Origin of the sequence: Anaeromassilibacillus sp. D41t1_190614_C2, assembly GCF_015558525.1 — a bacterium.
GTDB lineage: Bacteria > Bacillota > Clostridia > Oscillospirales > Acutalibacteraceae > Anaeromassilibacillus > Anaeromassilibacillus stercoravium.
The window spans coordinates 121,911-134,965 of record NZ_JADMOD010000007.1; the positions used below are offsets into that span (position 1 = coordinate 121,911).

Consider the following 13,055-nt stretch of genomic DNA (forward strand, 5'->3'; position numbering starts at 1 on the left):
CATATGCATCATAATAAAGGTACAATGGAGGGGATTGATATGAGGCTGCTAGTTGTAGAAGATGAACCGGAGCTCAACCATTTGCTTGTAAAGCAGTTGCAGGCCGCCCATTACAGTGTGGATTTCTGCTTGAATGGGACGGATGCTCTGGACTATTTGTGCTGTGCAGAATACGATGCCATCGTTTTGGACATTATGTTGCCTGGAATCAATGGGCTGGAGGTGCTGCGGAAACTTCGCGGTAAGGGAAGCAAAACGCCGGTGCTTTTATTGACAGCCAGGGACGGGATTGAAGACCGGGTTACGGGTTTGGATGCCGGGGCGGACGATTATCTGGTGAAACCGTTTGCCTTTGACGAGCTGCTTGCCAGGCTCCGGGTGATGATCCGGCGCACATCGGACAGCACCAGTGACGTATTCACCGTGGCGGACTTGACCGTGGACTGTACAGCGCGCACGGTCAAACGGGGCGGGAAGGCGGTATCGCTTTCCAGCAAAGAATTTGCGATTCTGGAATATATGATCCGGAACAGCGGCGTGGTCCTTTCCCGGGAAAAGATCAGCCATCACATCTGGAATTACGATTATGAGGGTGGATCGAATGTGGTGGACGTCTATATCCGATATCTGCGCAAAAAGCTGGATGATGGCTTTGAACCGAAATTGATCCATACGGTCCGTGGGGTGGGCTATGTGCTGCGGGAGGAAACATGAGGCGTTTATCGATTCAATTAAAAGTAACTCTATGGTTTACTTTGCTCATGGTGTTGCTGGTCAGCATTGTGTTGGTGTTTTTGTTCTCTTTGGGCGCGCAGTCGGCATTGGAGGGAACGAAAAGCCAGATGATGGATATGGTGGCCGCTGGGTGGCATGAAATCGGTTCCGACGATGGGGCCATCGAGATCGACGACGATTTGGAATACTTCAAGGACGGCATTTATCTTTCGATTTACGATGCGGGCGGCGTGCCATTGTATGGAGCTGTGCCCAGGGACTTTGACAATTCAGCGGTTTTCGCTCCCAACGATCTGCGGACGATTCCCTCCGGAGGGAAAAGCTGGTATGTATATGACGAGCAGAAACAGGTGTATGGATACGGAACAGTGTGGATTCGCAGTGTAGCGGAGGCCGACCAAATCGATTCGACTATATCGACCCTTTTTCGCTTTGCGTTGGTCATTCTGCCGTTTTTTGTGCTATTTGCAGCGGTTGGCGGTTATCTCATTACACGCCGTGCATTCCGTCCGGTCCGGAGGATTATACAGACGGCGAAAGAGATTGGGGAGGGCGACGACCTGTCCCGCCGCATCGCGCTTGGAGAAGGGCGGGATGAGATCTATACGTTAGCCGCGGAATTTGACAGGATGTTTTCCCGTCTGGAAAAAGCGTTTGAAACGGAAAAACAATTTACGTCCGACGCCTCCCATGAGCTGCGCACGCCGACCACGGTGATCATTTCCCAGTGCGAATATGCGATCGAGAATGCCCAAACGCTGGATGAGGCGAAAGAAGCGCTTGCGGCGGTCCTCAACCAGGCGGAAAAGATGGCCGCGCTGATTTCCCAGCTTTTGATGCTTGCCCGTGCAGATAAGGGCCATGAGAAATTGCATTTTGAAACGGTCAATCTCAGCGATTTGGCGAGCATGGTGGCGGAACAACAGCAGGAGAACGCCGAAAAGCGTGGGATTCGCATCGAGACAAACATCCAACCGGACATTGAAATGCTGGGGGATGAGACGATGCTGATGCGCATATGGATCAATTTAATTGAAAATGGCATTAAATATGGCCGGGAGAACGGTTGGCTGAACGTACAGCTGGCGCAAAAGGATGGAACCATCCAGGGTTGTGTCCAAGACAACGGGATTGGAATCGCCCCAGAAAACCTGGCGCGTGTTTGGGAGCGCTTTTGGCAGGCGGACCCCGCGCGAAGCGCCAGCGGCGCGGGCTTGGGACTGTCCATGGTGAAGTGGATTGTGGAAGCGCATGGCGGGGAAATCCATGTGGAAAGTACGCTTGGACAGGGGACGGCGTTTACCTTTTCATTTCCGTGCCCTTAAATTATAAAAATGTTAAAAATTCATGCATCGTTTAATGTGGCTTTAATCTTTCGTGGGTATACTGAAGTCACTGAAACAAACCAATACGCTTTTGGAAAGGATGTATGATGTATGAATCGGAAACATATATGGTTAGCGGCTTCCGCTTTGATTCTTAGTGCAGTATTGTTTACGGGCTGCGGTTCCAACGCGACGGACCCAGCTGCTGGAGCTTCTTCCGGCGCAGGCGTAGCCCCCGTGGGCTCTCCTTCCAGCAATCTTTCCGCCGGCATGGCAGGAAGCGCATCGAGCGACTACATCACGGAACAGGAAGCAAAGGAAATCGCCCTCAAAAATGCCGGACTTGCAGAAGAGGAAGTGCAGTTCCGCAAGGCGCGTTTGGACTACGACGACAATCGCGCGCAGTACGATATTGAGTTCCTTGTTGGAAACGAAGAGTACGATTACGATATCGATGCGACGACCGGGGAAATTCTCTCCATGGATCGGGATATAGAGGATTGGGCCCCGTCCGCACAGACTAATCAGGAGACGGCAAGTTCGCAGGCTCCAGCGGCGACGGGTGAAACGGCTCCCAAGAAAGACGCCAGTGGCGATTCTTCGGCAAAGAGCAGTACATCGGCTGCAGCAGACACCCAAACGGCTTCCGGCACCTATATTGGAGAGGAAGCAGCGCAAAAGGCCGCTTTGGATCATGCGGGCGTCAGCAAAGACAGCGTCAAATTTGTCCGCACACATCTGGAGAGGGACGACGGCAGATGGAAGTATGAGGTGGAGTTCTATCAGGACAACACGGAATACGATTATGACATTGATGCAGTTTCCGGAGAGATTCTGTCGTATGACCACGACGCCGAGTATTACACGGCTCCCAGCGGCACGGAAGCTGGGGCTGCGGCGTTGACGGCCGATGAAGCAAAGCAAATTGCCTTGAAGCATGCGGGCGTTGCGGAGAGCGATGCACAGCGCTTGAAAGTGGAGCAGGACCGCGACGACGGGCGTCTCCTTTATGAGGTGGAATGGGATGTCGGAAGAACGGAATATTCCTATGAAATCGATGCGAATACAGGCGACATTCTCAACTACGAAAAAGATGTGGATTGATTTTTGAAGTCCGATCAATTGATATTGGAAAATGTAACCAGGCATCCCCCTTGGGGCGGTGCCTGGTTTGTTTTATGATAAAAGCGTTTCCATATCTATATGAGGACTTACTATGAAAGGTAGTAGCTTGTTTCATTCAGCGCAAGGAAATGGCATTGTAAGAGAGTATTTTGCAGGCGAATTTCACAAAGAAGGCAAATTTACTTGCATATGAAAAGATTTATCTGGTATTCGTAATGAAAATGTGCTAAAATTTCTTTCAGAAAGGATGAGGCACATGACAACCCGTCAGACAAAAATTTTAGAAATTGTAACAGAGCACAATCGGATTGAAGTAGCAAAGCTGGCGCAGCTTTTGCATGTGTCCCAAGTGACAACCCGCAAGGATTTGGATCAATTGGAACAAAAAGGGTTGATTAAACGCGAGCACGGCTATGCCGTTCTCTGCTCCAACGACGACATCAATAACCGCCTTGCCTATCATTACGATTTGAAACGCCGGATTGCCCAAGCTGCGGCAAGTCTCGTCCGGGATGGGGAGACGGTGATGATCGAATCTGGCTCCTGCTGTGCGCTTCTCGCCGATGAGCTTTGTACCCATAAACGCGACGTGACCATTGTGACGAATTCCGCATTTATCGCCGGCTATGTCCGGCGTCTGCCAACGGCTAAAATCATTCTTTTGGGCGGCGATTACCAAAATGAATCCCAGGTGATGGTGGGACCGGTGGCCCGGCAGTGCGCACAGAACTTTTTTGTCAATAAGCTTTTTATTGGCGCCGACGGTTTCCGAAAGGAGAACGGTTTCACCGGCAATGACCTGCTCCGTGCAGAGACCGTGCGCGATATGGCTGGCCAGGCGGACCAGGTGATCGTTTTGACGGAATCGAGCAAATTTTCTAGGCAGGGTGTGGTCACCCTTCTCCCGACCAAACAGGTTTCCATCGTGCAGACGGACGATGCGATTCCCTTGGAGACAGAGGTGTTTCTCATGAACCAGGGGGTTGACGTGAGAAAGGTACCGGGTGAGGAATAAGTGCAAAAGGGAAAAGAAGAGCAAGTAAAATCCTCCCTATATGACATGTAAATGCCGTATAGGGAGGATTTTCTTTTATATTTAATTTTTCATATGTAATTAGGAAAACGAGCGGTTTAGAAAAAGCAGTCAAAGCCGTTTTTGAGGAAAACCGCACGGAACGCCTCCAAGTCGGCTTCGTGAAGTGCCGGGACACCGTGAAGGGAATAAACCCGATTTAAAAAATCGTATTTCCGTTCCCCAAATTGATGGAAGGGGAGGAGGTTGATCCGCTTAACGCCAAGGGTCTTAAAAAGTTCGCAGAACCCCTGTGCGTCGTCCAGCTGGTTGTTGACTCCCGGGATCACCGGGATGCGGACAATCACCTCTTTGCCCGATTGGAGGGCTGTCTTCAAATTTTGCAGGATTGGATCGTTATACACGCCGGTCGCTTCATAATGTTTTTGCCGGTCGTAATGCTTGCAGTCAAATAAAAAGAGGTCGATGTCCGGAAGCAGCCGGTTGAACACAGCGGACGGCGCATATCCAGTCGTCTCAATCGCGGTGGCGATACCCTCCTGCTTCAGCCGGGAGAGCAAAGCGGCGGCAAAGTCGGGCTGCATCATCGGTTCCCCACCGGATAGGGTCACACCGCCGCCGGAACCCTCATAAAAAATACGGTCCTGCAGGCAGACGGCGACAACGTCTTCCACGTCTTTCCATTCCCCTTCCAGGGTCAGGGCTTCCTGCGGGCACTGTGCAACGCAGGTGCCGCATCCCACACAGGTTTTGAAATCAAAACGGATGCTTCCGGATTCCACATCGAACTGGACGGCATGCTGCGGGCATGTTTGGACGCATTGCTGGCAGCGCACACATTTGGATAGATCCCATAAGATCTGCGGTTTTTGCGCCTGCGACTCCGGATTAGAGCACCAACCGCAGTGCAGCGGGCAACCCTTCAGGAATACCGTCGTGCGGATTCCGGGTCCGTCGTTGGTGCTAAACTTTTGAATATTAAAAACACAGCCTTTGCTTTCCATATTGGCTCCCCCTTTACGACTTGATTATAACAAACGGGAGTGAAATTGTAAAGCAAAATCGGACTGTATGAACCGAAAATACTTACGAATGTAAATATTGTATTGACATTTGAAGATTATCCGTTATAATAAAAGTATCAGAAACGGATTTGCCGCCCGAGAGTTGGGCGGCGGAAAGGAGCGTCTAAAGTGGGACAGTACACCATTGGCGTGGATGTCGGCGGAACCAAAATTGCGTACGGTTTATTCGATGGCAACCAAAATTTGATTGCTAAAAAGAAAGTTCCGTCGGACCCCTCCCTAGAAGCGGAGCCTTTTTTTGACGCGTTGGCGGAGAGCATTCAGGATATGATGCGAGAGCATCATTTGTCTGCAGACCAGATGCGCGGGATCGGGATCGGCATGCCGTCCTTTATCCTATTTGAAGAGGGTAAGATCCTGAAGACCACCAATTTGACGAAAATCCACGATTTCCCAGCACGGGCATATCTGATGAAGAAGCTCGGCGGTATGCGCGTGCTCTTGGACAACGATACCCATGTCGCTGCTTTGGCGGAGCATAAAAAGGGCGCTGGGCGCGGCTTTCAACACATGGTCTATTGCGCCGTCAGCACCGGGATCGCCAGCGGGATTATCATCCGCAACCAGCTCTTCCGCGGCCGGTATGGATGGGCCGGGGAAACCGGCCACATGCTGATTACCCCTGGGCAGGGGATCGAATGTGGATGCGGGAATAAGGGCTGTTTTATGTCGTATTGTTCCGGATCCATGATTGTGAAGCACATCCGTCAAAAGATTGCAGCGGGGGAGAAAACACGGATGACGGAATTGGCCGGCAGCCCGGAACAGATCACCGCGGTACATATCCAGCAGGCGTTCGATCAAGGCGACCCGATGGCAAAATGGGCGGTTGAGCAGATGGCCCAATACCTGGCTGTCTGGCTATATAATCTGTATCAGGTGCTGAACATCAACTGTTTTGTTTTTGGAGGCGGCCTGGTCCACTTTGGGGACCGACTGTTCCCACGCATACGGGAGCTATTCGATCAATACAACGGCAACGATCTGCCCGTGTATTTCAGATTTGCCGAGCTGGGGGAGGACTTCGGCATCATCGGCGCAGCGGAACTGCTGGTATCTGAAACCAATTGCGTTTGATTGTTCATCAAATAGATGATTTATCGTTAGGAGGACTTCTTATGAGCCATTTTGGAGAATTGACCCCTCGGATGCACGATTTTCGCGAGGAACTTTTGAATGCCAAACCGATGGTTTGCGTGGAGCGTGCGAAGATTACCACACAGACCTACCGTGAGAATATGGATCAGCCGTTGGCGATTCGCCGCGCGTTGATGTACCGCAACGTTCTGGCTGGGATGAGCATCTTCATCGAGCCGCAGACGCTTCTGGCTGGGAACCAGGCGTCCAGCAACCGTGCAGCCCCGATCTTCCCGGAATATGCGATGGATTGGGTGATCGAAGAACTGGACCAATTTGACAAGCGGGACGGCGACCGCTTCTATATCACCGAGGAAAATAAGCAGGTGCTGCGCGACATTGCCCCCTTCTGGGAGCACAATACGACCAAGGACCGCGGCTTGGCGGCAATGCCGGCAGCGACCAAGGTCTTCTATGATTTGGGTATCATCAAGGCGGAAGGGAATATCACCTCGGGCGACGCGCATGTAGCGGTCAATTACCGCCGGATGCTGCAAACCGGCTTGAAGGAATACCGCGCCCGTGCGGAGCAGAAGCTCCAGGAGCTCGATCTGACGGAGGCGGAAAACCTGCATAAGTCGTATTTTTACCGCGCGGTGCTGATTGTGATCGACGCTACGGTGGCATTTGCCAAGCGCTATGCAAACTTGGCCTTCAAGATGGCACAGGAGGAAGCGGATGAAGGCCGTAAGGCAGAGCTTTTGGAGATGAGCCGCGTGCTCAATAAGGTCCCCTATGAACCGGCGGACACCCTCTATGAGGCGGTGCAGGCTTTGTGGCTGGTGCACCTCTGCCTGCAAATAGAGAGCAATGGCCATTCACTTTCCTATGGGCGGATGGATCAATATTTGGACCCGTACTATGAAAAAGATCTGAAGGAAGGCCGCATCACAGAGGAGGCCGCTTGCGAGCTTTTGACCAATCTTTGGCTGAAAACCTATACGATCAATAAGATCCGTTCCTGGAGCCACACCCGCTTTTCTGCGGGCAGCCCGCTCTATCAAAACGTCACCGTGGGCGGCCAGACGCCGGATGGGAAGGACGCGGTCAATCCGATGAGCTTCCTGATCCTGCGCAGCGTCGCACAGACGCGCCTCACTCAGCCAAACCTGACGGTGCGCTATCATAAGAATTTGCCGGATGACTTTATGCGCGAGGCCATCGAAGTCATGCGCTTGGGATTTGGTATGCCGGCGTTTAACAACGATGAGATCATCATTCCCTCCTTCATCGAAAAGGGCGTCAAGCCGGAGGATGCATACGACTACAGTGCCATCGGCTGCGTCGAAGTGGCTGTCCCCGGGAAGTGGGGATACCGCTGCACCGGGATGAGCTTTTTGAACTTCCCGAAGTCCCTGATGATCGCGCTGAACGACGGAGTCGATATCGAGTCCGGCATCAAGGTCTGCGAAGGTGTGGGACACTTCAAGGATATGACCTCTTTTGACCAGGTCATGGCGGCTTGGGATAAGATCATCCGCGAATTTACCCGTCAGTGCGTTATCATCGACAATTGCTGCGACACGGTCCTGGAGAAGGATACGGCGGACATCCTGTGCTCCGCATTGTGCGACGATTGCATCGAGCGCGGTTTGAACCTCAAAGAAGGCGGCGCGGTCTATGATTTCATCAGCGATTTGCAGGTCGGAATCGCCAACCAGGGAGACTCCATGGCTGCGATTAAGAAATGTGTGTTCGAAGACCATTCGATGACCCCAGCCCAGCTCTGGGACGCCCTGATGAACAATTTCGAAGGGGAAGAGGGCGAACGCATCCGCAAGCTGCTGATCGCGGCCCCGAAATACGGCAACGACGACGACTATGTGGATTCGCTTACCCGCGCTTCTTATGACATCTATATCGACGAATTGTCCCATTATCACAACACCCGCTATGGACGTGGACCCATCGGAGGTGTATACTATGCAGGGACCTCTTCGATCTCCGCAAACGTCCCGCAGGGCGCCGGAACCACGGCAACCCCGGACGGCCGGAAAGCAGGGGAACCTCTGGCGGAGGGATGCTCGCCCTCCCATGCGGCAGATAAACACGGGCCGACCGCGGTCTTTAAATCTATTTCCAAATTGCCCACTGACAAGATCACCGGGGGCGTGCTGCTAAATCAGAAGGTAAACCCGCAGATGCTGGAGAAAGAGGAGAACCGTCAAAAGCTGATTGCGATGTTGCGTGTATTCTTTGATACGCTGCATGGATTCCATGTGCAGTTCAATGTGGTCTCCCGCGAAACTTTGCGGGATGCCCAGGTGCATCCAGAAAAGCACCGCGATTTGATTGTGCGGGTAGCGGGCTATAGCGCTTTCTTCAATGTGCTCTCCCGCCAGACCCAGGACGACATCATCGAACGCACGGAGCAAGTGATTTAAGAGCAGAGAACATCAAGAAAGGGACGAAGTGTCATGGAGTTTTTATTTGACAGCGCCAACTTGGAAGCGATTCAGACATATAGCGCATGCTTTCCTATTACCGGCGTAACCAGCAATCCGAGCATTTTGAAAGCGGAGGGGAAAATCGACCTGTTCGAGCATATGCGCAAGATCCGTCAGATCATTGGGCCGGATAAGACACTGCATATGCAGGTGATCGCAGAGGACTGCGAGGGGATGCTCAAAGAGGCCCATGCAATTTTGAAAAATGTGGACGATGCCGTCTATATCAAAATCCCCACGACGGAAGAGGGACTCAAGGCGATGCGCGCCTTGAAAGCCGAGGGGGTACATGTGACAGCCACGGCCATTTACAGCAAGATTCAGGGCTTTATGGCGATTGCATGTGGCGCGGACTTCATTGCCCCGTATTACAACCGCATGGAAAACCTCGATATCGACTCGTGCGATACCATTGCGGCATTCCGCCAGATGATCGACGAGGACGATTCGAATACAAAGATTTTGGCTGCCAGCTTTAAAAACATCGCTCAGGTGACGAATGCCCTGCTGGCAGGCGCCCACACAGCTACGTTGCAGCCAGCACTCCTGCATGATGCATTTGGCATGGCAGCGATCAAAAAGGCTGTGGATGATTTTCACGCGGATTGGGTAAACATCCATGGCGATGTCTCCATCACAGATCTGTAAAAGCTTGATAACAAAAGCAAGCCCCGGGCACTTAGGCGGGTGTCTGCAAGACAGCATTGTGCTGGGGGCGGTCAAGGGGAAGCAGCGTGACGGAGGCCATGAAAACCGCTGATCATCTCTCGTGGGTACGCTCCGTGAGCTCCATCCGCATAGGGCGGAGAAGATTGTGAAGCATGAAATGATATACGATTGAAAGCGAAGCCGCCCGGGCAAAATGTCCGGGCGGCCTGGTTTATCCGGAGGATTCTTTCACACGTTTCTGCTATACTTTGCGTGGCGATAGGATGGGGCAAATCAGGTTTTGACAGAGGAGAACCGAAACCATGACAAAATATGAATATATTTCATTGAGGGAGAAAAGCGAAATAAAGGATTTGGCAGCAGAGTGGTTTCACAGTAAGTGGGGTGTGCCAACGGAAGCGTATCTGGAATGTATGGATGCTTATTTGTGCAATGAGACAGAATATGGTTGGTATCTTTGCTTGTCCGGCAATCAAATTATCGGCGGAATGGGCGTTATCGAAAATGATTTTCATGACAGAAAAGACCTTACGCCGAATGTATGTGCTGTTTTTACAGAGGAAGGATATCGCGGCCAGGGAATTGCTGGAAACTTGCTAAATATGGTTGTGAATGATATGAAATCCAAAGGAATATCTCCAATCTATCTTATTACTGACCATATTGGTTTTTATGAAAAATATGGATGGGAATTCTTGTGTATGGTTCAAGGAGATGGCGAACCTAATATGACAAGAATGTATGTCCATAGATAAATTTCTCTTGTTTGACAGCCGAAAATCCTTTAGGGTTAGGGACGAAAGGGCGCACTTCTATACGATCCTGCCGGGAGTATCGTCCGTCCTGCGGAGCTTCATTCCGCTGGTTGCATTGTGCAAAAAGCCTGCGGCCTTTTTTATCTCTATTTTCAAGAAGGGGCTCATACGCTTTTAGGCTCTGTACCGGCAGATGAGCTGATGAAAGAGGAAACGGCATGACCGAAGCCATGCCGTTCCTGCAAAAATGCGATATTATTTTCTTACGAGCCCCCGATATTGCTCGAGGCTTGTTTTCCTTTTGTTATTGAAAAACTTGTTCTGTCCATTCCGTTCTGGTAGAATAATAGCATAGAAAGCGTGCGGAGGGCGGAGGGGCCCAAAACAGCTGGAATGAGGAGGATTTTTATGCAACAAAGAGAAAAATTTGCATCCCGCTTGGGCTTTATTTTGATCTCAGCCGGATGCGCCATCGGGCTTGGAAATGTGTGGCGTTTTCCTTATATCACTGGGAAATACGGTGGTGCGGCGTTTGTAATTCTGTATTTGCTGTTTCTTGTGATTTTGGGGTTGCCCGTCATGGTTATGGAGTTTGCTGTGGGGCGTGCCAGCCAAAAGAGTTGCGCTAAGAGCTTTGAAATTTTGGAACCCAAGGGAAGTAAGTGGCATTGGTATAGCTGGCTGGGATTTGGCGGCTGCTATCTTCTGATGATGTTCTATACGACGGTCGGCGGCTGGATGATTAGCTATATCATCAAAAGCGCCCAGGGTGCCTTTGATACGACGGCGCCGGACGTGGTATTCGCCAACATGCTCGCAAATCCGGTGGAACAGGTCGGCTGGATGCTGGTGACTGTGGTACTGGGGTTTTTGGTGTGCAGTTTGGGTTTGCAGAAGGGTGTGGAGCGGATCACCAAAGTCATGATGAGCTGTTTGTTTCTCATCATGATCGTGTTGTGTATTCGCAGCGTCACCCTGGATGGAGCGGTAGAAGGCCTCAAATTTTATCTTGTGCCGGATTTCGGCAAGATGTTCGAAAATGGCTGGGCCAGCTTTGGCGAGGCGGTGTATGCCGCTATGGGACAGTCCTTCTTCACCTTGAGTTTGGGCATTTCTGCCATGGCCATTTTTGGCTCGTATATCGGGAAGGAGCGGCGGCTTCTTGGCGAAGCGTTAAATATCGGCGTTTTGGACACGCTCGTTGCGCTGATGGCAGGACTGATTATTTTCCCAGCCTGCTTTGCCTTCGGCGTGAACCCTGGGGAAGGCCCGGGATTGGTATTTGTCACTCTGCCGAGTGTATTCAACCAGATGTGGGGCAGCCGTCTGTGGGGAGTCCTGTTTTTCTTGTTTATGAGCTTTGCAGCGCTATCCACCGTCATTGCAGTGTTTGAAAATCTCATCAGCTTTTGCATGGATAAGTGGGGATGGGAGCGCAAAAAGGCGGTGATCGTCAACGGGATTGCCGTAGCGATTTTGTCGCTGCCCTGCGCGCTGGGCTTTAATGTGTGGAGCAGCGTGACCCTGCCTGGCATCGGCGATATTCAGACCATTGAGGACTTTATTATCTCCAACAATATTTTACCTATTGGCAGCTTGATCTATTTGTTGTTCTGCCTGAGCAAACGCGGTTGGGGTTGGGAGAATTTTATAGCGGAAGCGGATACCGGCCGCGGGCTGAAATTTCCCAAATGGTCGCGGCTTTATTTGAAGTATGTTTTGCCTCTGCTGATTTTGATTATTTTTATCATGGGGTATTTGCCAAAGTTTCAGACCTGGCTGGGCCTGTGAGCCATCGGGCTAAATAGAACATTTTATGTTAGAGTCTTTTGGAATTTACTAACGGGGTCTTAGAAGTGTGTTTGTAGGGATGCATACGAACAGCTGTAGAGAACCCCAGTTGGCCTTTCATATCCTTACAGGGATTTTCATATGGAGCCAAAAAGCGTGATGGCAGGATAGTTTTGTCCGGCGATCACGCTTTTTCATAGAAAAAGCTTGCAAAAGGAATTTTTTGGAAAGGCCCAAAAATCGTATGGGTCTACTGGGAATAGAGTCGAGCGCAAATTCCCATTGTAAAAATGGTCTCAAATGGATAGGTCCTTTTTCATAAGATAAAGCCCATTAGAATCGGGGGTATGGGAAAGATCTATGTACCCGAGCTTCTGATAGAAACGATGGGCCGTCAGGGATGCACAGAGACGCACCACAGCGCCACCCTTCTGCCGTGCAAATTGTTCGCCAGCTTCTACCAACTGTCGGCCAATTCCTTGGCCGTGATAATCCGGAGAAACAAAGAGCGTGCGTAGCCAATATACCTGTGGCGCTCCCTGTGCAGGAAGTATGCGAAGGATTCCGGTTGGAATTCCGCCTTTTTCAAAAGTGAATGTATATCCCTCTGCGGTCATTCGAAGAAGGCGTTCCGGCGTATATTCTTGTATGAGTTGTTCGATTACTTCAAGAGGGTAATCCCAACAATTGACCTCCCGCAGATTACGGCAGATTAGATGGGATGCCGCCTGCGCATCGGATGCTTGAAATTCCCGGATCATTTTTAAGGAACCTCCTCTGGGATATCGTACGGCTGTAAATATGTGTGCTTGCTATTTTTATCCCGTCATTTGCTACGCGTTTTATTTGGTTGAGTTTGAAAATCCCTCTGATAAATGAACCGAACCGTTAAAAACGGACAATGGACAAAAGGCCCCCTCATGTAGGATAATGACTACGTGAGGGGGTAGTTG

Annotated in this window: 11 protein-coding genes; 9 read left to right on the plus strand and 2 right to left on the minus strand. The window is 51.0% G+C overall.

The window, feature by feature from the left end:
* Positions 1–39: 39 nt before the first annotated feature.
* From I2G69_RS07605 to I2G69_RS07620, 4 genes are all read left to right on the plus strand, one after another.
* Positions 40–714, plus strand: coding sequence for a response regulator transcription factor (locus tag I2G69_RS07605; RefSeq protein ID WP_195560532.1), 675 nt, complete (start codon positions 40–42; stop codon positions 712–714).
* On the plus strand, positions 711–2,060 hold the full coding sequence (locus I2G69_RS07610) for a sensor histidine kinase (RefSeq protein ID WP_195560533.1): 1,350 nt from the start codon (positions 711–713) through the stop codon (positions 2,058–2,060). The genes I2G69_RS07605 and I2G69_RS07610 overlap by 4 nt, the downstream gene beginning before the upstream one ends.
* Before the next feature lie 111 nt (positions 2,061–2,171).
* Positions 2,172–3,164 carry a PepSY domain-containing protein gene (locus tag I2G69_RS07615; RefSeq protein ID WP_195560534.1) on the plus strand — a complete coding sequence of 331 codons (993 nt, stop codon included), beginning with the start codon at positions 2,172–2,174 and terminating at the stop codon, positions 3,162–3,164.
* Between the two features lie 277 nt (positions 3,165–3,441).
* The gene (locus I2G69_RS07620) at positions 3,442–4,200 is read left to right on the plus strand and encodes a DeoR/GlpR family DNA-binding transcription regulator (protein WP_087232505.1); all 759 of its coding nucleotides are present in this window, start codon (positions 3,442–3,444) and stop codon (positions 4,198–4,200) included.
* A gap of 116 nt (positions 4,201–4,316) precedes the next feature.
* Here I2G69_RS07620 and I2G69_RS07625 read toward each other — a convergent pair whose 3' ends face one another.
* Positions 4,317–5,222, minus strand: a complete 906-nt coding sequence (locus tag I2G69_RS07625) for a glycyl-radical enzyme activating protein (RefSeq protein WP_195560535.1) — start codon at positions 5,220–5,222, stop codon at positions 4,317–4,319.
* 189 nt (positions 5,223–5,411) lie between these two features.
* Here I2G69_RS07625 and I2G69_RS07630 point away from each other — a divergent pair, with 189 nt between their 5' ends.
* The 5 genes from I2G69_RS07630 to I2G69_RS07650 all read left to right on the plus strand — a co-directional run bounded on the left by I2G69_RS07630 (position 5,412) and on the right by I2G69_RS07650 (position 12,102).
* On the plus strand, positions 5,412–6,380 hold the full coding sequence (locus I2G69_RS07630) for an ROK family protein (protein WP_172749622.1): 969 nt from the start codon (positions 5,412–5,414) through the stop codon (positions 6,378–6,380).
* Positions 6,381–6,421: 41 nt separating this feature from the next.
* Positions 6,422–8,824 carry a glycyl radical protein gene (locus tag I2G69_RS07635; RefSeq protein ID WP_191521290.1) on the plus strand — a complete coding sequence of 801 codons (2,403 nt, stop codon included), beginning with the start codon at positions 6,422–6,424 and terminating at the stop codon, positions 8,822–8,824.
* 33 nt (positions 8,825–8,857) lie between these two features.
* The gene (locus tag I2G69_RS07640; RefSeq protein ID WP_191405825.1) at positions 8,858–9,535 is read left to right on the plus strand and encodes a fructose-6-phosphate aldolase; all 678 of its coding nucleotides are present in this window, start codon (positions 8,858–8,860) and stop codon (positions 9,533–9,535) included.
* Positions 9,536–9,858: 323 nt separating this feature from the next.
* On the plus strand, positions 9,859–10,311 hold the full coding sequence (locus I2G69_RS07645; protein WP_087232489.1) for a GNAT family N-acetyltransferase: 453 nt from the start codon (positions 9,859–9,861) through the stop codon (positions 10,309–10,311).
* 408 nt (positions 10,312–10,719) lie between these two features.
* Positions 10,720–12,102, plus strand: coding sequence for a sodium-dependent transporter (locus I2G69_RS07650; protein WP_087232483.1), 1,383 nt, complete (start codon positions 10,720–10,722; stop codon positions 12,100–12,102).
* 296 nt (positions 12,103–12,398) lie between these two features.
* Here the strand turns inward: I2G69_RS07650 and I2G69_RS07655 are convergent, their stop codons facing one another.
* Positions 12,399–12,863, minus strand: coding sequence for a GNAT family N-acetyltransferase (locus tag I2G69_RS07655; protein ID WP_191405826.1), 465 nt, complete (start codon positions 12,861–12,863; stop codon positions 12,399–12,401).
* Positions 12,864–13,055: the final 192 nt, after the last annotated feature.